Source organism: Parazoarcus communis SWub3 = DSM 12120, from assembly GCF_003226565.1.
Taxonomy (GTDB): Bacteria; Pseudomonadota; Gammaproteobacteria; order Burkholderiales; family Rhodocyclaceae; genus Parazoarcus; species Parazoarcus communis.
This window is the reverse complement of record NZ_QKOE01000001.1, coordinates 157046-174597: the sequence shown is the minus strand read 5'-3', so window position 1 is coordinate 174597 and position 17552 is coordinate 157046. Positions and strand designations below refer to the sequence as shown.

Annotated in this window: 18 protein-coding genes; 6 read left to right on the top strand and 12 right to left on the bottom strand. The window is 62.1% G+C overall.

The window, feature by feature from the left end; all coding sequences use genetic code 11:
- Positions 1-94 precede the first annotated feature (94 nt).
- Together tyrS and murI are read left to right on the top strand one after the other, a co-directional pair.
- On the top strand, positions 95-1291 hold the full coding sequence (tyrS, locus tag DNK49_RS00785) for a tyrosine--tRNA ligase (protein WP_110522413.1): 1197 nt from the start codon (positions 95-97) through the stop codon (positions 1289-1291).
- Between the two features lie 22 nt (positions 1292-1313).
- The gene (gene murI / locus DNK49_RS00780) at positions 1314-2141 is read left to right on the top strand and encodes a glutamate racemase (protein WP_211170829.1); all 828 of its coding nucleotides are present in this window, start codon (positions 1314-1316) and stop codon (positions 2139-2141) included.
- Positions 2142-2159: 18 nt separating this feature from the next.
- Here the strand turns inward: murI and DNK49_RS00775 are convergent, their stop codons facing one another.
- Genes DNK49_RS00775 through DNK49_RS00765 form a run of 3 tightly spaced genes read right to left on the bottom strand, consistent with a single transcriptional unit; the run spans position 2160 to position 4279 of the window.
- A complete protein-coding gene (locus DNK49_RS00775) occupies positions 2160-3014 on the bottom strand; it encodes a sulfurtransferase (protein WP_110522412.1) in 855 nt (284 codons plus the stop codon).
- Positions 3014-3373 (bottom strand): SpoIIAA family protein, encoded by a 360-nt coding sequence (locus DNK49_RS00770; protein WP_110522411.1) that lies wholly within the window; start codon positions 3371-3373, stop codon positions 3014-3016. The genes DNK49_RS00775 and DNK49_RS00770 overlap by 1 nt, the downstream gene beginning before the upstream one ends.
- 57 nt (positions 3374-3430) lie before the next feature.
- Complete coding sequence (locus DNK49_RS00765) at positions 3431-4279, bottom strand: DMT family transporter (protein ID WP_110522410.1); 849 nt, start codon at positions 4277-4279, stop codon at positions 3431-3433.
- A gap of 125 nt (positions 4280-4404) precedes the next feature.
- Here DNK49_RS00765 and glpK point away from each other — a divergent pair, with 125 nt between their 5' ends.
- Positions 4405-5895: a glycerol kinase GlpK gene (gene glpK / locus DNK49_RS00760; protein WP_110522409.1), complete on the top strand. Its 1491-nt coding sequence runs from the start codon at positions 4405-4407 to the stop codon at positions 5893-5895.
- Positions 5892-7457, top strand: a complete 1566-nt coding sequence (locus DNK49_RS00755; protein WP_110522408.1) for a glycerol-3-phosphate dehydrogenase/oxidase — start codon at positions 5892-5894, stop codon at positions 7455-7457. The genes glpK and DNK49_RS00755 overlap by 4 nt, the downstream gene beginning before the upstream one ends.
- Positions 7458-7575: 118 nt before the next feature.
- On the opposite strand, the gene DNK49_RS00750 is transcribed toward DNK49_RS00755, so the two are convergent.
- The gene (locus tag DNK49_RS00750) at positions 7576-8895 is read right to left on the bottom strand and encodes an ATP-binding protein (RefSeq protein ID WP_110522407.1); all 1320 of its coding nucleotides are present in this window, start codon (positions 8893-8895) and stop codon (positions 7576-7578) included.
- On the bottom strand, positions 8892-9659 hold the full coding sequence (locus tag DNK49_RS00745) for a response regulator (protein WP_110522406.1): 768 nt from the start codon (positions 9657-9659) through the stop codon (positions 8892-8894). Before DNK49_RS00745 ends, DNK49_RS00750 begins: the two co-directional genes overlap by 4 nt.
- Before the next feature lie 195 nt (positions 9660-9854).
- Between DNK49_RS00745 and DNK49_RS00740 the strand changes: the two genes are divergently transcribed.
- Positions 9855-10382: a Spy/CpxP family protein refolding chaperone gene (locus tag DNK49_RS00740; protein ID WP_110522405.1), complete on the top strand. Its 528-nt coding sequence runs from the start codon at positions 9855-9857 to the stop codon at positions 10380-10382.
- Between the two features lie 295 nt (positions 10383-10677).
- Here the strand turns inward: DNK49_RS00740 and aceA are convergent, their stop codons facing one another.
- The 4 genes from aceA to clpS form a co-directional block, all read right to left on the bottom strand.
- Positions 10678-11991 (bottom strand): isocitrate lyase, encoded by a 1314-nt coding sequence (aceA, locus tag DNK49_RS00735; protein WP_110522404.1) that lies wholly within the window; start codon positions 11989-11991, stop codon positions 10678-10680.
- 337 nt (positions 11992-12328) lie between these two features.
- On the bottom strand, positions 12329-12808 hold the full coding sequence (gene rraA / locus DNK49_RS00730) for a ribonuclease E activity regulator RraA (RefSeq protein ID WP_110522403.1): 480 nt from the start codon (positions 12806-12808) through the stop codon (positions 12329-12331).
- A 139-nt stretch (positions 12809-12947) separates the two neighbouring features.
- Positions 12948-15221, bottom strand: a complete 2274-nt coding sequence (gene clpA, locus DNK49_RS00725) for an ATP-dependent Clp protease ATP-binding subunit ClpA (protein ID WP_110522402.1) — start codon at positions 15219-15221, stop codon at positions 12948-12950.
- Positions 15222-15530 carry an ATP-dependent Clp protease adapter ClpS gene (gene clpS, locus DNK49_RS00720; RefSeq protein ID WP_110522941.1) on the bottom strand — a complete coding sequence of 103 codons (309 nt, stop codon included), beginning with the start codon at positions 15528-15530 and terminating at the stop codon, positions 15222-15224.
- Between the two features lie 395 nt (positions 15531-15925).
- Here clpS and DNK49_RS00715 point away from each other — a divergent pair, with 395 nt between their 5' ends.
- Positions 15926-16129 (top strand): cold-shock protein, encoded by a 204-nt coding sequence (locus DNK49_RS00715; protein ID WP_110522401.1) that lies wholly within the window; start codon positions 15926-15928, stop codon positions 16127-16129.
- A 139-nt stretch (positions 16130-16268) separates the two neighbouring features.
- Here DNK49_RS00715 and rpmG read toward each other — a convergent pair whose 3' ends face one another.
- The 3 genes from rpmG to radC form a co-directional block, all read right to left on the bottom strand.
- Positions 16269-16436: a 50S ribosomal protein L33 gene (gene rpmG, locus DNK49_RS00710; RefSeq protein WP_110522400.1), complete on the bottom strand. Its 168-nt coding sequence runs from the start codon at positions 16434-16436 to the stop codon at positions 16269-16271.
- Positions 16437-16491: 55 nt separating this feature from the next.
- The gene (gene rpmB, locus DNK49_RS00705) at positions 16492-16728 is read right to left on the bottom strand and encodes a 50S ribosomal protein L28 (RefSeq protein ID WP_110522399.1); all 237 of its coding nucleotides are present in this window, start codon (positions 16726-16728) and stop codon (positions 16492-16494) included.
- 115 nt (positions 16729-16843) lie between these two features.
- Entirely contained in the window at positions 16844-17521 is a 678-nt protein-coding gene (gene radC, locus DNK49_RS00700; protein WP_110522398.1) for a RadC family protein, read from the bottom strand.
- Between the last annotated feature and the right edge of the window lie 31 nt (positions 17522-17552).

The window sequence follows — 17552 nt, the reverse complement described above, 5'->3', positions numbered from 1 at the left end:
TTGTCTGACCTGCATGGCTGACCCTGGGCAAAAACTTTTGCGAGTCTAGCAAAGATTGCTGTCATGCCGGTGAAAGAATTTGTGGAGGAATGTAATGTCTGATGTGAAGTCCGCGATCGAGCTGATCAAGCGCGGAACCGACGAGTTGCTGATCGAGGCCGAGCTGGTCGAAAAACTCAAGAGCGGACGCCCGCTGAAGATCAAGGCGGGGTTTGATCCCACCGCGCCGGATCTCCATCTTGGGCATACGGTGCTGATCAACAAGCTGCGCCATTTTCAGGATCTGGGTCACCAGGTGATGTTCCTGATCGGCGATTTCACCGGCATGATCGGTGACCCGAGCGGCAAGAATGCCACCCGGCCGCCGCTGTCGCGCGAGCAGATCCTCGAAAATGCGAAGACCTACCAGGATCAGGTCTTCAAGATCCTGGATCCCGAGAAGACCGAGATCTGCTTCAATTCCACCTGGATGGAAGGCCTGGGTTCGGCTGGCATGATTCGTCTGGCCGCGCAGCAGACGGTTGCCCGCATGCTCGAGCGTGAGGATTTTTCCAAGCGCTACAGCAACAACCAGTCGATCGCGATCCACGAGTTCCTCTATCCCTTGTGCCAGGGTTACGACTCGGTTGCGATGAAGGCCGATGTCGAACTGGGCGGGACCGATCAGCGTTTCAACCTGCTGATGGGGCGCGAACTGCAGAAGCATTACGGGCAGTCGCCTCAGTGTGTGGTCATGGTGCCGTTGCTGGAAGGCCTGGACGGCGTCAATAAAATGTCGAAGTCGCTCGGCAACTATATTGGTATTGCCGAGCCGGCCAAGGAGATCTTTGGCAAGACGATGTCGGTGTCCGATACGCTGATGTGGCGCTACTTCGACCTGCTCTCGTTCCGTTCGACGGCGGAGATCGCCGCGCTGCGTGCCGAGGTGGAGGGCGGACGCAATCCGCGCGATGTCAAGGTCATGCTGGCGCAGGAGTTTGTCGCCCGTTTCCATGGTCAGGCTGCAGCCGAGGCTGCACTGGCCGATTTTGAGGCGCGCTTCCAGCGCAATGCGATTCCCGACGATCTGCCCGAAGTGCGGGTCGCGGTCGGTGAGGGCATGGCGGTGTTTCAGGTGGTCAAGCAGGCGGGGCTCACCGGCACCACGTCGGAGGCCATGCGCATGATCGAGCAGGGTGCGGTCAGGCTCAACGGCGAGCGTGTCGATGACAAGAGCTTGATGCTGGGGGCAGGTGAGACGGTGGTGCTGCAGGTGGGCAAACGCAAGTTTGCAGCCGTCGTGCTCGAATGATCGTGCCGGGACTGAAAGCACGTTGTCCGGGCACGCTGCGGTGAGCCGGCGCGCTTCACGCCCGATTGGGGTGTTCGATTCGGGTGTCGGCGGTCTGACTGTGGTGCGCGCGCTGATGGAGCGCTTACCGCTGGAGGATATCGTCTATTTTGGCGATACCGCCCGGGTGCCCTATGGGGTCAAGTCGGTGGCCACGATCGAGCATTTTACCGCGCAGATCACCGATTTCCTGCTGCAGCAGGACGTCAAGATGCTGATCGTCGCCTGCAACACCATGGCGGCCGTGGCCTCGAGGGTGGTAACCGAGCGTGCTGGCGATATTCCGGTGATCGACGTCATCGAGGCTGGGGCGACAGCGGCGGTTGCGCAGTCGCCCGGTGGGCGTATTGGGGTGATCGGTACGCCGACCACGATCAACAGCAATGCCTACGCGCGTCGAATGCATGCGCTCGATGCGGGCGTGCGGGTCTACTCGCAGGCGTGTCCACTTTTTGTGCCGCTGGTGGAGGAGGGCTGGCTGGACCATCCGGTGACACGGATGACCGCGCAGGAATACCTGCGGCCGGTGCTGGCGGAGGAGGTGGGCAGCCTGGTGCTGGGTTGTACCCACTATCCGCTGCTCAAGCCTCTGCTGCGCGAGGTGGCGGGAGCGGGGGTGCGTCTGATCGATTCCGCCGTAACCACCGCCGAACTGGCCGCGGCCAGCCTGCAGGCCTCGGGGTTGGCTCAGACGGCAGGTGGCGCGGCCCGATATCGTTATGTGGTCACCGATGTCCCGCTGCGCTTCCAGACCATCGGCGAGCGTTTTCTGGGACGGTCGCTGGGCGAGGTCGAGCGGGTGGATTGGTAGGCTGGGTGGCGGGTGTGTTCAGCCTGGACCGGTGGCGACGGGTCGGTGCGGGTCGGCACACCATTCACTCCACGACCCGGCGTAGAGCCGGGAGCCGGAAAGGCCCGCGGCTTCCATTGCCAGCAGGTTATGGCAGGCCGTCACGCCAGAGCCGCATTGATGGACGACGCGATGGGGATCCAGACCGCCGAGCAGGGTGCCGAAATCCTCACGCAGTACCGACGCCTGCTTGAAGCAGCCATTGGCGTCGAGATTGTCGCGGAAGAAGCGGTTGATGGCCCCCGGAATATGCCCGCCGACCGGATCCAGGGTTTCATTTTCACCACGATAACGGTCGGGGCTGCGGGCATCAACGATCAGCATGTCTGGTCGGCCAAGGTGAGCCAGCACGGTGGCTGCGTCCACCCGGCACGGTTGCAGGCACAAGGTGTAGCTGGTGGGCCGGGCTTGCGGCACGAGGTCGGTCAGTGCCTGGGCTTCACGCCCCCAGGCTTGCAGGCCGCCGTCGAGCACGGCAACACGGTGGTGCCCAAGCCAGCGCATCATCCACCATAAGCGGGCGGCGAACATGCCCCCCGCGTCATCGTAGGTGATCACCTGGGTATGGTTGCCGATTCCGCAGGCAGAAAGGCGGGCGGCCAGTGCGGCCGGGTCGGGCAGTGGGTGGCGTCCGTTCCGACCGGTTTTCGGGCCGCTGAGATCTTGGTCCAGATCAAGGTGGAATGCACCTGGGATGTGGGCACGTGCGTAGGCTTCGCGGCCAAAATCCGGATTGGCGAGATCGAAACGGCAATCGACGATCACCCAATCGGGATCATGCAGACGCTGCGCCAGATCGCGCGCTCCGATCAGGTTTGCATACGAGGCACTCACTAGGCAGCCTCCGCAGCGGTGCCGAGCCAGTTGCGGGCGTCTTCCTCGAGGCTGAACACCTGCACTTCGGCATCGACGAACAGCTGTGACACCCACGCACTCCAGGTGACCCATTGGTCTTCGGTCAGGATGGCGATGCGGCGGAAGTCATGTGCATGCTGGCGCGAGAACTTGATCTCCTCCCAGGCGAGATCGAGCGTGAATCCTGCCATCTCGCGCAGATCGAACAGCAGATCGACCTGTCCGCCAAACTTGATCTTGTAATTGACCAGTTCCTCGAACTCGCGGTAATCGGCCAGCGTGAACTCGCCGAATACGGTGATGGCAACCTGATTGCCGGTGTGGTCGGTGCTGATCATGACAGTCTCCGTACGGTCAAGATGACGGCTCCACTATAGCCCTGGACGCCGCCGGGCTCAATCGCTTGCGCGTGTGCGCGAGGCCAGCGAGACGGCGATGCCGCTGGCAATGATCAGCCCAATTGCCAGCCATGCCGACAGCGGCAGGGTTTCGTCCCAGATCAGCATGCCGAACAGGCTGGCAAAGATCACCGTGCTGTAGCTGAAGGCAGCTGAGACCACCGTCTTGCCCAGACGATAAGAGCGCGTCATCGCCAGTTGCGCGAGTCCGCCGAACAGGCCGACGCCGATCAGTATCGCCAGCCCTTCACCGTCGGGCAGGTGCAATGCGTCGGCCAGCGCCCATCCGGCACCGAGTGCGGTGGTGACCGTCGAAAACCAGAACACCGTACGGATCTCGGGCTCTCCCGCCTTACCCAGTTCGCGCACGCTGATGTAGGCGAGGCTTGCGATCAGTCCGGCGCCCAGGCCCACGACGGCGCCCAGCCACTGTCCGGGTTGCAGGGTGGGGCGAAGCAACAGGACCACACCGGCAAAGCCGATCAGTACAGCAAGTGCTGCGCTGGGGCGCAGGCGCTCGCCGAACAGCAGCACGAGCAGGATGGCGACGAAGATCGGTGAGGTGTAGCTCAGGGTGGCGGCAGTCGCCAGTGGCAGCAGGCCAATGGCAAAGAAGTAGCACATCAGCGCGATCGAGCCCGAGACGCTGCGTGACAGCTGCATGCGCCAGTGCGGCGTGCGCAATGACACCTTGGCGGCGCGGGCGGCCACGAGCATCATCAGCAGGCTGATGAAGCCGCGATAGAACACCAGCTCGCCAGTGGAAAAGCGTGCTGCGCCCAGTTTTACGCAGACGCCCATGCAGGCAAACAGAAAACTGGCGATGATCATCCACAAGGCGGGCATGTCGGCGTGTTGCAGTGCAATGAACAGCCTGCCATTGAAACATACTGCGGCACATCATGCGATTGCCCTGTTCAGCCGGGCGACAAGGGTCTAACCTTGGTCCAGATGCATATCGGGAGTGAAGGATGGCTCATGTCCTTGCCCTGGATCAGGGTACGACCAGCTCGAGAGCGATGATCTTCGATGACGCCGGGCGGGTATGCTCCAGCGCGCAGCGCGAGTTGACGCAGCACTATCCGCAGCCCGGATGGGTGGAGCACGATCCGCACGAGATCCTCTCAAGCCAGTTCGATTGTGCCCGCCAAGCCATCGCGATGGCCGGGCTTAAGGCAGGTGATATCGCTGCAATCGGCATTGCCAATCAGCGTGAAACCACCGTGTTGTGGGAGCGTGCGACCGGCCGGGCGCTGGCGCCCGCCATCGTCTGGCAGGACCGGCGCACGGCGCAGCGCTGCGAGCAGTTGCGCGAGCAGGGCTGGAGCGCGCTCGTACGCGAGCGCGCCGGGCTCGAGATCGATCCGTATTTCTCAGCCACCAAGCTGGCCTGGCTGCTCGATCGGCTGCCAGATGCGCGTGTGCGGGCCGAGCGCGGCGAGCTTGCCTTTGGCACCATCGACAGTTGGTTGCTGTGGCACTTGAGCGGCGGGCGGCTCCACGTCACCGATGCGAGCAATGCCTCCCGGACCCTGCTCTACGATCTGCAGGCACGCAATTGGGGTGCGGTCTTGCTTGACTGCTTCGGTATTCCTGCGTCGGTGTTGCCGACCGTGGTCGATAGTATCGGCCAGTGCGGAGAGACCGACCCCGAAGTGTTCGGTGCAGCGATTCCGATGACTGGCATCGGTGGCGATCAGCAGGCCGCTACATTCGGGCAATGCTGTTTTTCGCCTGGCATGGCAAAAAATACCTACGGAACCGGCTGCTTCTTGTTGATGAATACCGGGCACGAGGCGGTGGTCTCCCGGCATCATCTGCTGACGACCGTGGCCTGGGCATCGGCGGGTGAGGTTTGCCATGCGCTTGAGGGCAGTGTGTTCATGGGTGGGGCGGTGGTGCAGTGGTTGCGCGATGGTCTGGGCGTGATCGAGCGTGCCGCCGATGTGCAGGCGCTGGCGGCCCAGGTGCCGGACGCGGAAGGCGTCGTGATGGTGCCGGCCTTCACGGGCCTGGGGGCACCCTACTGGGATGCACAGGCCCGCGGCAGCGTGTTTGGCCTGACGCGGGGAAGCTCGGCAGCGCATCTTGCCCGTGCTGCACTGGACGCGATCGCACAGCAGACCGCCGATCTGGTCGAGGCGATGCGTCTGGATGGTACGGGTGACTTGCGCGAACTGCGGGTGGATGGTGGGGCAGCGTCGAACGACCTGTTGATGCAGATCCAGGCCGATTTGCTGGGGGTGCCGGTGGTCAGGCCGCAGATGCTGGAGACGACCGCACTCGGGGCGGCATATCTGGCGGGCCTGGGGGCCGGAGTCTGGACGGACCGCGGCGTGCTTGAGCGCCAATGGGTGCAGGACCGGGTCTTTGAGCCGCAGCGCAACGCGGACTGGCGTGCGACGCAGCGCGCTCGGTGGGCGGATGCAGTGGCGTGCGCGCGAAACTGGAGGCCGACATGAGCGGCGATCCCGGCAAGGGCGCCGGTGTGCGCACCCGGCTGGCGATGCTGGCCCGTCTGGCGGAGCCGATCACTTGGGATATCGTGGTCATTGGTGGGGGGGCGACCGGTCTGGGATGTGCGGTGGATGCCGCAGCGCGAGGCTATTCGGTGCTGCTGGTCGAGGCGCGGGATTTTGCCAAGGGGACCAGCTCGCGTGCGACCAAGCTGGTTCATGGCGGCGTGCGCTATCTGGCCCAGGCGCAGCTTCCTCTGGTGCGGGAGGCGCTGGCCGAGCGTGCGCGCTTGCTCGACAATGCGCCACATCTGGTTCACCCCCTGCGCTTCGTCGTGCCGGCCTACCGGTTTCGCGACAAGCCCATGCTGGCGGCCGGGCTCGGGCTTTACGATCTGCTGGCCGGGCGCAGGGGCATTGCCCGCAGTCAGGTGCTGGATGCAGCACGTACGGTGGCGGCGCTCCCTACGGTACAACCTCGCGGTTTGCGCGGCGGGATTGCCTACTGGGATGCGCAGTTCGATGACGCCCGACTGGCCCTGGCCCTGGCCCGTACCGTTGCCGACCTGGGTGGGGTGGCGCTCAATTATTGCCCGGTCACCGGCCTGATCCTGGAGGGCGGGCGGGTGGCCGGTGTCGAGATCACCGATGCGGAAACCGGTGCTCGCTTCAAGGTGTCGGGTCGCGCGGTGGTCAATGCGACCGGTGTGTGGGCCGACGATGTGCGCCGGATGGCGCGTGCCGACGCCCCCCGCATGCTCAAGCCGAGTCAGGGTGTTCACCTGGTGGTCGATGCCGGTTTCCTGCCTGGCAAGGATGCGCTGCTGATCCCGCAAACCGACGATGGTCGGGTGCTGTTCATGATTCCGTGGCAGGGCAAGTGCCTGCTCGGCACCACCGATACGCCCCGGAGCGATCGCCCACTCGAGCCCGAGCCCTTGCCGGGCGAAATCGACTTCATCCTGGAAACCGCCCGACGCTATCTGGTGCGGGCGCCCTCGTCTGCCGATGTACGCAGCATTTTCGCCGGCATGCGGCCGCTGATCGGTGCGGGTGACGCCTCGCTCACCCGGCAGTTGTCACGTGAGCATCTGGTCGATGTGTCCGCCGAGGGTCTGATCAGTGTGCTGGGGGGCAAATGGACGACCTATCGGTTGATGGCCGAAGATGCCATCGATGTTGCGCAATCCCTTGCGCGTCTGCCAAAGCGCTACTCGGGCACGGCCGATCTGCGCCTGCATGGTGCTCTGGCAGGCAGCATGGATCCCTACGGCAGTGATCGTGAGGCGCTCGATCGTATCCAGGGGGCTGGTGTGCGCCTGATGCAGGATGCCAGCCTGACCGAGGCCGAGGTACGCTACGCAGTGCGTGCCGAGCAGGCCCGAACCGTAGAAGATGTGCTTGCGCGCCGGCACCGTGCCTTGTTTCAGGACGCCCGCGTGGCGCAGGCACTCGCTCCGGCGGTCGCAGACCTGATGGCCGACGAACTGGCGAGGGACGCGGACTGGGTGGCAACGCAGGTTGCCGAGTTCTCCGCACTTGCCGACCATTATCTGCCGCCATCGTGATCAGCTCGCTGGGTGATCGGGTGTGAGTCGGACGCGCTGCGCCTATGGTGGGCACACGTCTCGTCGATCCGGCTTCTTGATGAGTGCTGCCTGCATCTGCTTCCGGATGAGGGCATGGTCAGTGGCGTCGCGGCAGTTTCACTGTGGCCAGCAAGCCGCCTTCAGCCGGATTCGACAACGTTACGGTGGCGCCTTGGGTACGCAGCAGATTGCGGGCGATGGCCAGGCCAAGACCTGTGCCGCCGGTCTCGCGGTTGCGGGACGCTTCGGTACGGTAGAAGGGTTCGAAGACTTTCTCGAGCTCTTCGGGCGGCAGTCCCGGGCCATGATCCCGGATCAGGATCGTCTGGCCGTCACTTGTCTCGCTGACACGGATGTCCACCTGCTGGCCGAACTTCACGCCGTTCTCGATCAGATTCCACAGGGCCCGGCGTAGCGCTGAAATCTGCCCCTCGAAGGGCGTGCGCAGCGTGCCCGCCAGCGCGACCGACCAGCCCATGTCGACGGCGTCGTCGCGCAGGGCTTCAAGCAGTCCGTTCAGGTCTATCGTCTGCCGGCTACGGTCGGCCTCCATGCTGCGGGCGTAGGTCAACCCTTCCTTGATCAAGGACTGCATCGCGTCCAGATCTGCCTGGATCTTGGTACGCAGGGTTTCTTCGTCGATCATTTCGGCGCGCAGACGTAGGCGGGTGATCGGCGTCTGCAGGTCGTGCGAGATGGCCGCCAGGATGCGGGTACGATCGCGGACATGCTCGCCGATGCGTTGTTGCATCTGGTTGAAGGCTGCTGCGGCCTGCGCAACCTCCACCGGGCCGCGGGTATCCATCGGCGGGCGGTCGGGGTCTTCACCCAGGGCGCGCGCCGCCGCGGCCATTCGCGACAGAGGGCGGGTGGCGATACGCACACCCAACCAGGTAAGCAGGCTGACGCCGATAAGCAGTGCCGCCAGCGCTGGCAGCAGGCGGCCAGGCGGGGCTGGCGGCAGTTCGGCCAGCGGGGCGATACCGGGCAGACGGACGCTGACGCTGCTGCCGTCACGCAGGCTCAGGCTCAGCAACAAGGCTGGGTGGGGGCCGTCACCGCGGCTGTGTGCAAAGAGCATGATATTGCGCTCTGGCATGGCGCGCCGTAGCGCCGGCAGCATGGGGTGATCGGGTGGGAGCGGGCGCAGATGCTCGGGCGGTGGTCTCAGGCTCAGGCGCAGTCGTCGGCGTCCAAGTTCGTCGATCCAGCGCGCACGTTCCTCTGGGGCCAGACGGTCGAGTACGTCGGCGACGTTTGCGACTTCCTGGGCGATACCCTCGAACAGCGCATCCCGCCCGACGCGATCGCGCTCGCCGACGAATAGTGCGAAGCTGACCGCCAGTACCAGCGAGATGCCGATCAGCCAGATCAGCATCAGGCGCGCGAACAGACTGCGTGGCCAGGGCAGTTTCATGGTGCGTCTGCAACGGTCTGGCGTTGTGCCGTGACTTCGCAGGCCAGGACATAACCTTCGTTGCGTACGGTCTTGATGATTGCCGGCTCGCGGGCGTTGTCGCCCAGGCGTTGACGCAGTCGGCTGATCAGCAGGTCAATCGAGCGGTCGAAGACATCTGCCTCTCGTCCCTGGGTCAGTTCCATGAGCTGGTCGCGCGACAGCACTCGCTGTGGGTGGGCGAGAAAGACGCCCAGCATGCGGTACTCTGCGCCGGACAGCGCAACGACCGTACCCTGTGCGTCGACCAGATGCCGGTTGACGGTGTCCAGCCGCCAGTGGGCGAAGTGCAGTTCCCGCGCGTTGGCCGGTGGGGCTGCATCAAGGTTGGGAGGCAAGGCACGGGCGCGGCGCAGGATGGCGCGGATGCGCGCATATAACTCTCGCGGTACGAAAGGCTTGGGCAGGTAGTCATCGGCACCCATCTCCAGCCCCAGGATGCGGTCCATGTCCTCGCCACGTGCGGTCAGCATCAGGATCGGGGTGTTCGCATGGTTGCCGCCACCTGCACGCAGATTGCGGCACAAGGTCAGGCCGTCTTCGCCCGGCATCATGACGTCGAGCACGATCAGATCGACCCGATGATGCTCCAGTGCGGACTTCATTTCCCGGCCGTCGGCCGCTACGGTGCAGCGCAGACCCTGCTTCTCCAGGTAGTCGGCAAGCAAGGTGCGGATGTCGCGGTCGTCGTCGACGATGAGAATGTGATCTTGTGTATGGCTCATGCTGTGTTCTCCATGTCCCGTATCTTAAGCTGCGCGCCGGGGTGCTTTGTATCTCAGCGTATCTGCGTGGCCGGGGGAGACATCAGGGTGCAAAACGGGCCGATCCCGACATATGAGACTTACATCCAGGTGATCAAATGGCTCCGTCGCCCGAACGACCGGGCGCCAGGCAGAAACCCTAAGAGGAGAAACATCATGAAAACCTGGATCAAGACTTCCATTGCCGCCGCCCTGTTTGCCACCACCGCCGTGGGGGCAACCGCCTTTGCCCGTGGTGGCGATTGCGATGGTCCGCGTGGTGAGCGCATGGGCATGCACCGCATGGCGCCGGAACAGATGAAGGTGCGATTGGCCGAGCGTACCGATCTTCAGCTTGCCCGTCTGGAACTGGCCCTTGCCCTGACGCCAGCACAGCAGGGGGATTGGGCGACGTTCAAGACGGCAATGAAGGCACGTGCTGACAAGATGGTTGCAACCATGGAGGCGCGCAGCAAGGAAGCCACGCCGAAGACGGCAGTGGATCGCATGCAGCGCATGGAGGAAATGAGCAAGCTGCGCCAAACTGAAATGGCCGATACCCGCAAGGCGGTCGAAGCGTTCTATGGCAAGTTGTCGGCTGCACAGAAAACGGTGTTCGATGCCGAGTTTGCCAAGCTGGCCGGTGGCCATGGTCCGATGCATGGAAAGGGTGAAGGGCGTGGTTATGGGCCGGGCCGGGGCTGAGCGACACGCCCAGGAGGCTGTCGGACTTGAGCGATCGTAGCGAGCAGAGGGAGAACGAGGACAGATTCGACCGTTTTTGAGGCGCATAGTCATTCCATGCAACGAAAAAAAACGGGCGGATATGGACCGTTTCTCCCACTGGCGCAGCAGATCGGCCTCAAGCCCGACAGCCTCCTGGGTCAGTCAGAGAATGTTCAGCAGGTCCGTAGAAACGGCCTTGGCAGCATGACGAAAAAAGGCCACCCCGTGGGGTGGCCTTTCTGTCTCCTCCCCCGTTGTCCGGGGAGATTTTTTCTTAGTGGAACTGTTCTTCTTCGGTCGAACCGGTCAGCGCCTTGACGCTGGACGAGCCGCCCTGGATGACGGTGGTCACTTCGTCGAAGTAGCCGGTGCCGACTTCCTGCTGGTGCGACACGAAGGTGTAACCCTGTTCGCGAGCAGCGAATTCCGGTTCCTGCACCATTTCGACGTAATGCTTCATGCCTTCGCCGCGAGCATAGGCGTGGGCGAACTTGAAGGTGTTGTACCAGTTGACATGGATACCGGCCAGGGTGATGAACTGGTACTTGTAGCCCAGCGCCGACAGTTCTTCCTGGAAGGAAGCGATCTGCGAGTCGTTGAGGTTCTTCTTCCAGTTGAAGGACGGCGAGCAGTTGTAGGACAGCAGCTTGCCCGGGCAGGCAGCCAGCACGGCCTGGGCGAATTCGCGGGCGAAGCCGATATCGGGCACGCCGGTTTCGCACCACACCAGGTCAGCATACGGTGCGTAAGCAACGCCACGGGAGATCGACTGCTCCAGACCATTCTTGACGCGGTAGAAGCCTTCCTGAGTACGCTCGCCGGTGAGGAAGGGCTTGTCGTTCTCGTCGTAGTCGGAGGTGATCAGGTTGGCTGCTTCGGCGTCGGTACGGGCCAGGATCAGGGTCGGAACACCCATGACGTCGGCAGCGAAACGCGCTGAGATCAGCTTCTCGACGGCTTCACGGGTCGGGACCAGCACCTTGCCGCCCATGTGGCCACACTTCTTGGCAGCGGCCAGTTGGTCTTCGAAGTGCACACCGGCGGCACCCGCGGCGATCATGTTCTTCATCAGTTCGAAGGCGTTCAGCACGCCACCGAAACCGGCTTCGGCATCGGCCACGATCGGCAGGAAGTAGTCGATGAAGCCTTCGTCGCCCGGGTTGATGCCACGCGACCACTGGATTTCGTCAGCGCGCTTGAAGGTGTTGTTGATGCGGCGAACCATGGTCGGCACCGAGTCGTAGGCGTACAGCGACTGGTCCGGGTACATGGTTTCGGAGGTGTTGCCGTCGGCGGCGACTTGCCAGCCGGACAGATAAACGGCTTCCAGGCCAGCCTTGGCCTGCTGCATGGCCTGACCGGCGGTGATGGCGCCGAAGGCATTCACGTAACCCTTCTTGGCACCGCCATTGACCTTTTCCCACAGCACTTTGGCGCCGCGCTGAGCCAGGGTGTACTCGGGCTGCAGGCTGCCACGCAGACGCACGACGTCGGCCGCGGTGTAACCACGCTTGACGTTCTTCCAGCGGGGGTTTTCAGCCCAGTCTTTTTCGAGGGCGGCGATTTGCTGTTCGCGGGTCAGGGTCATGATGCTTCCTTGTCTGTTTGAAAAGGGGGACAACCATGGTGTGAGGCGGGATCAGGGGGCCGACTCAACCGTTCAAAATTACCGACTCGCTTCGAGGGAGAAAGCTGCATCGGTTGTGAAGCAGTATAGGGGGCATTCTGCGTAGCAGCAATATGTCTTATATAAGATATAAGAAAAAATCTTTCATTTAAAAATCAGCTGCTTAAAAAAACAATGCCGTATTGTGAAACGCAAATTGGACTGATGAAATGAAAAGTCGGACCCCGCCTGTTGCAACGCACAGGTTGAGCCCGACAGCGAGTGCAAAATCGGCGTGCTGTAATGGCGGTTGTGCGCTTCAGAGCAGTGCAGTCGCCGATACGATGACGCCATCTTCATCGGCGTACACGTATTCGCCAGGGGTAAAGGTGACGCCGCCGAAGGTGACGGGAACGTCGATCTCGCCAGTATTGCGCTTGACTGTCTTGCGCGGATGCGTGCCCAGTGCGAACACCCCCAGCGCCATCTCGCCGATTGCCTTGGCGTCGCGGATGCAGCCGTAAACAAGTACGCCCGCCCAGCCGTTCTTCACCGCCAGCTCGGCCAGTTGATCACCCACCAGCGCGCAACGCATCGAAGCGCCGCCGTCGATGACCAGCACCCGGCCATTGCCGGCGGATTCGAAGGCCTTGCGCACCAGCGAGTTGTCCTCGAACAGCTTCAGCGTACTGATCGGGCCACCGAAAGCGGGGATGCCACCAAAACTGGCAAACATTGGCGCAACGACCTTGACGGCGTCTTCATGGGCATCACACAGGTCGGCTGTCTGGATATTCATGCTTGAGTCCTTGTGGGGGAGCGTTGGGCGGGATATTTTCAGGCGCCGATCATAAACCAGGGGCGGGGTGGCGAACAGCCAGCAGAAGGGCGAAAAAAAGCGGCTCCGGAGAGCCGCTTGGTCATTGCAATGACAGGGGTCAGACGGTTGCTGCTTCGGTCTGGTCGAATACCAGCTTGACCTTGTCGTCGTCGTCCAGGTCGATCGTCACCTTGCCGCCATTGGCCAGACGGCCGAACAGCAACTCGTCTGCCAGGGCTGACCGGATGGTGTCCTGAATCAGCCGGGCCATTGGGCGAGCACCCATCAGCGGATCGAACCCCTGCTCGGCCAGCCAGGCCTTGAGCTGGTCCGTGAAGTGGGCTTCCACCTTCTTCTCGTGCAACTGGGCTTCGAGCTGCATCAGGAACTTGTCCACCACTCGCAGGATGACTTCGCTGTCTAGCGCCTTGAACGAGATCGTTGCGTCCAGACGGTTGCGGAACTCCGGCGAGAACATGCGCTTGATATCGCTCATCTCGTCGCCCGCTTCGCGCTTGGCCGAGAAGCCGATGACCGACTTCTGCATCGTCTCTGCGCCTGCATTGGTGGTCATGATGATGATCACATTGCGGAAGTCAGCCTGGCGGCCATTGTTGTCCGTCAGCGTGCCGTGGTCCATCACCTGCAGCAGGATGTTGTAGATGTCAGGATGCGCTTTCTCGATCTCGTCGAGCAACAGCACGCAGTGGGGCTTCTTGGTGATCTGCTCGGTCAGCAGGCCGCCCTGATCGAAGCCGACATAGCCCGGCGGTGCGCCGATCAGCCGGCTGACCGCATGACGTTCCATGTACTCGGACATGTCGAAACGCACCAGTTCGATGCCCAGCGTGTAGGCGAGCTGGCGCGCGACTTCGGTCTTGCCGACGCCAGTCGGGCCGGAAAACAGGAAGGAGCCGATCGGCTTGTGCGGATTGCCCAGGCCCGAGCGCGACATCTTGATGGCCTTGGCCAGTGCTTCGATGGCCGCGTTCTGGCCGAACACGACGTTCTTGAGGTCGCGGTCCAGCGTCTTCAGCGAGGCGCGGTCGTCGTGCGAGACGCTGCGCGGCGGAATGCGCGCGATCTTGGCAACGATGTCCTCGATCTCGGTCTTGCCGATGGTCTTTTTCTGTTTCGACTTCGGCAGGATGCGTTGCGCTGCGCCTGCTTCGTCGATGACATCGATGGCCTTGTCCGGCAGGTGGCGGTCGTTGATGTACTTGGCCGACAACTCGGCCGCGCTGGTCAGGGCGGAGGCAGAGTACTTGATGCCGTGGTGCTCCTCGAAACGGGTCTTCAGTCCCTTGAGGATCTCGACTGTCTCAGCCACCGACGGCTCGACCACGTCGATCTTCTGGAAGCGCCGCGACAGTGCATGGTCTTTCTCGAAGATCTGGCGGAACTCGTTGTAGGTGGTCGCACCGATGCACTTCAACTGGCCGGACGACAGCGCGGGCTTGAGCAGGTTCGAGGCGTCCAGGGTGCCGCCTGACGCGGCGCCGGCGCCAATCAGGGTATGGATCTCGTCAATGAACAGGATGGCATCCTTGTTATCGACCAGTTGCTTGAGCACCGCCTTGAGACGTTGTTCGAAATCGCCCCGATACTTGGTGCCTGCCAGCAAGGCGCCCATGTCCAGCGCGTAGACCTGTGCATTTTCGAGAATCTCGGGTACGCGACCCTCGACGATGCGATGTGCAAGGCCCTCGGCAATTGCGGTCTTGCCCACGCCGGCCTCGCCAACCAGCAAGGGATTGTTCTTGCGCCGGCGGCACAAGGTCTGAATGACGCGCTCGACTTCCTTGTCACGTCCGATCAGCGGGTCGATCTTGCCGATCAGTACCTGCTGGTTGAGGTTCTGGGTGTAGTTCTCGAGGGCGCCACCGGAGGTTTTCTCCTCCTGCTCCTGTTCGCCTTGTTCGGGCTCGCTGCGGTTGGCATTGCCTGCACCGTTCTGGGGCGACTTGGCAATGCCGTGAGAGATGAAATTCACCACATCGAGGCGCGAGATGTTCTGCCGCTGGAGGAAATAGACGGCATGCGAATCCTTCTCGCCAAAGATTGCCACCAGCACGTTGGCGCCGGTGACTTCCTTCTTGCCTGACGACTGCACGTGCAGGATCGCGCGCTGGATGACGCGCTGGAAACCCAGTGTAGGCTGGGTGTCGATCTCGTCAGTGCCTTCGACCTTCGGGGTGTGCTCACTGATGAAGTTGGTCAGTTCCCGACGCAACTCGTCAATGTTCGCAGCGCAGGCGCGTAGCACCTCTGCCGCTGAGGGGTTGTCGAGCAGTGCGAGCAGCAGGTGCTCCACCGTGATGAACTCATGGCGTTTCTGCCGGGCTTCGACAAAAGCCATGTGCAGGCTGACTTCAAGTTCTTGCGCGATCATTCAGTTTTCCTCCATCACGCATGCCAACGGATGCTGGTTCTGGCGGGCATGGGAAACGACCTGTTCCACCTTGGTCGCTGCGATGTCTCTTGGAAACACACCGCATACGCCCACGCCTTCTCTGTGCACTTGGAGCATGACCCGTGTGGCGCGTTCGCGGTCCATGCCAAAAAATTTCTGCAGCACGTCGATCACGAAATCCATCGGTGTGAAATCGTCGTTGAGCAGAAGTACCTTGTAGAGCGGAGGCGGACGGGTACTTGTCCGCTTCGATTCCAGTACGAATCCGTCTTGTTTCTGAGTGGCCATGCGGCCCATTCTAATCAACTCGAGGCAGAGTGCAACACACTGTTCAACAGCTGAAGCAGGGTCAAAAACAGGGTTATTGATGAGAGGCTCATGCGTGAATGGTGCAACACGCATGATTCCGGTAAGCCAGAAACGTGCCATTTTCTGATTGCTTTGCCGGGGGAAATATGACGCGCCGCAGCGTTGTGGTCCGGATCAATTAACCGTTGACGCTGTGCGGACAAGTGCGTAAAAAACCAACCGTGCATTGGTCATGTGCAGCTGGAAGGCGCGCTGGTTGCCGGATTGTCGGGATTGCGACAGTTCGTCGGATGGAGTGCTCCGGATGTCTGATTGAATGCGCCGTCCGGGAGGGGCCCGGGCTGTACCAAGTCACTTTGAAGGATTAAGGCATTATGGCAATCGGCACTGTTAAGTGGTTCAACGATTCGAAGGGTTTTGGTTTCATTACGCCTGACGATGGTAGCGAAGACCTGTTCGCGCACTTCTCCGCCATCAACATGAATGGCTTCAAGACCCTGAAGGAAGGCGAGAAGGTTTCTTTCGAAGTTACGCAGGGCCCCAAGGGCAAGCAGGCTTCGAATATTCAGCGCGCCTGATTCGTTGTTGCGGGCGCCGTGGCTGTGCCACGATCAGCCATGCAAACAAAAAGGCCACCTGCATGGTGGCCTTTTTTTCTGGAGCATGCGTAACCCGCTGCCGGGTTCGCAACAGCAGGCGGGAGCCTGCCGTCGTGTATTACTTCAGCTTGATTTCCTTGTACGGGACGTGCTTGCGCGCGACCGGGTCGTACTTGCTGAATTCGAGCTTCTGCGGGGTGGTGCGCTTGTTCTTCGAAGTCGTGTAGAAATGACCCGTGCCGGCGGTGGACTCCAGCTTGATCTTTTCGCGGCCGCCTTTTGCCATGGCGATCTCCAATCAGTTCAGGTGCGGCGCAGGGCCGCAGGGTTAACGCCGAGGCTTAGAGCTTGTCGCCGCGGGCACGCAATTCGGCAACGACGACGTCGATGCCTTTCTTGTCGATGGTCCGGAGACCGGCATTGGATACGCGCAGGCGGATCCAGCGGTTCTCGGATTCGCTCCAGAACCGGCGGTTTTGCAGGTTGGGGAGGAAACGACGCTTGGTTTTGTTGTTAGCGTGGGAAACGTTGTTTCCCACCATCGGTGCTTTACCGGTCACTTGGCAGACGCGAGCCATACGATGCTCCAGGGAATTCGGATTGCGAAAACGTTGGAGGATAGCGTAATCGGCCAGGTTTTGGCAAGTGGATAATCGGTTTTTGCATGTGTGAGGATTGCATTGGGAAAGGGCGTCATAGCAGTCCGCGCTCGGCAAAAGACAAGGGGCGCCCATGTGCGGGCACGATGAAATGGTCGAGTACGCGCACATCGATCAGGGCGAGCGCATCTTTCAGGGCGCGTGTCAGCAGTTCGTCGGCGTGGCTGGGTTCGGCCGCTCCCGAGGGGTGGTTGTGTGCGAGTATGACCGAGGCGGCATTGTGGGACAGCGCCAGCTTGACCACTTCCCGCGGATAGACTGATGTCTGGGTCAGGGTGCCACGGAACAGATCGACTGCGTCGATCAAGCGGTTCTGCGCATCAAGCAGAAGGATGCAGAAGGTCTCGTGTGGCAGATGGCCCAGGCGCAGGCGCAGCCAGTCCCTGACTGCGGTGGGGGAGTCGAACAGGTCGCGGGTGACCAACTCTTCGTTCAGCGCTCGACGTGCCAGTTCCATCACTGCCTGCAGTTGGGCATACTTCGCCAGCCCCATGCCGGGTACGGCGGAGAACTCGTCCGCGCGGGCGTGGCACAGCCGGGTGATCGACCCGAAGCGCGCAATCAGGCTGCGGGCAAGGTCGACGGCGCTGTGGCCGCGAATGCCGACGCGCAGGAAGAGGGCAAGCAGTTCGGCATCGGATAACGCCTGTGCGCCGCGAGACAGCAGCTTTTCGCGCGGCCGTTCGTCTGCCGGCCAGTCGGTGATCGCCATTCGGAGTCCCATTGTGTTGAATGCAAACCGT

What these genes read in the sequence shown, in the direction of transcription:
- DNK49_RS00755 (WP_110522408.1), top strand. Translation starts at nt 5,892, where the DNA reads ATGAGCGGCGATCCCGGCAAGGGCGCCGGTGTGCGCACCCGGCTGGCG.
- DNK49_RS00740 (WP_110522405.1), top strand. Translation starts at nt 9,855, where the DNA reads ATGAAAACCTGGATCAAGACTTCCATTGCCGCCGCCCTGTTTGCCACC.
- DNK49_RS00770 (WP_110522411.1), bottom strand. Translation starts at nt 3,373, where the DNA reads ATGATCAGCACCGACCACACCGGCAATCAGGTTGCCATCACCGTATTC.
- rraA (WP_110522403.1), bottom strand. Translation starts at nt 12,808, where the DNA reads ATGAATATCCAGACAGCCGACCTGTGTGATGCCCATGAAGACGCCGTC.
- clpA (WP_110522402.1), bottom strand. Translation starts at nt 15,221, where the DNA reads ATGATCGCGCAAGAACTTGAAGTCAGCCTGCACATGGCTTTTGTCGAA.
- clpS (WP_110522941.1), bottom strand. Translation starts at nt 15,530, where the DNA reads ATGGCCACTCAGAAACAAGACGGATTCGTACTGGAATCGAAGCGGACA.
- rpmG (WP_110522400.1), bottom strand. Translation starts at nt 16,436, where the DNA reads ATGGCAAAAGGCGGCCGCGAAAAGATCAAGCTGGAGTCCACCGCCGGC.
- DNK49_RS00745 (WP_110522406.1), bottom strand. Translation starts at nt 9,659, where the DNA reads ATGAGCCATACACAAGATCACATTCTCATCGTCGACGACGACCGCGAC.
- DNK49_RS00750 (WP_110522407.1), bottom strand. Translation starts at nt 8,895, where the DNA reads ATGAAACTGCCCTGGCCACGCAGTCTGTTCGCGCGCCTGATGCTGATC.
- DNK49_RS00715 (WP_110522401.1), top strand. Translation starts at nt 15,926, where the DNA reads ATGGCAATCGGCACTGTTAAGTGGTTCAACGATTCGAAGGGTTTTGGT.
- aceA (WP_110522404.1), bottom strand. Translation starts at nt 11,991, where the DNA reads ATGACCCTGACCCGCGAACAGCAAATCGCCGCCCTCGAAAAAGACTGG.
- tyrS (WP_110522413.1), top strand. Translation starts at nt 95, where the DNA reads ATGTCTGATGTGAAGTCCGCGATCGAGCTGATCAAGCGCGGAACCGAC.
- DNK49_RS00765 (WP_110522410.1), bottom strand. Translation starts at nt 4,279, where the DNA reads ATGCCCGCCTTGTGGATGATCATCGCCAGTTTTCTGTTTGCCTGCATG.
- glpK (WP_110522409.1), top strand. Translation starts at nt 4,405, where the DNA reads ATGGCTCATGTCCTTGCCCTGGATCAGGGTACGACCAGCTCGAGAGCG.
- rpmB (WP_110522399.1), bottom strand. Translation starts at nt 16,728, where the DNA reads ATGGCTCGCGTCTGCCAAGTGACCGGTAAAGCACCGATGGTGGGAAAC.
- radC (WP_110522398.1), bottom strand. Translation starts at nt 17,521, where the DNA reads ATGGCGATCACCGACTGGCCGGCAGACGAACGGCCGCGCGAAAAGCTG.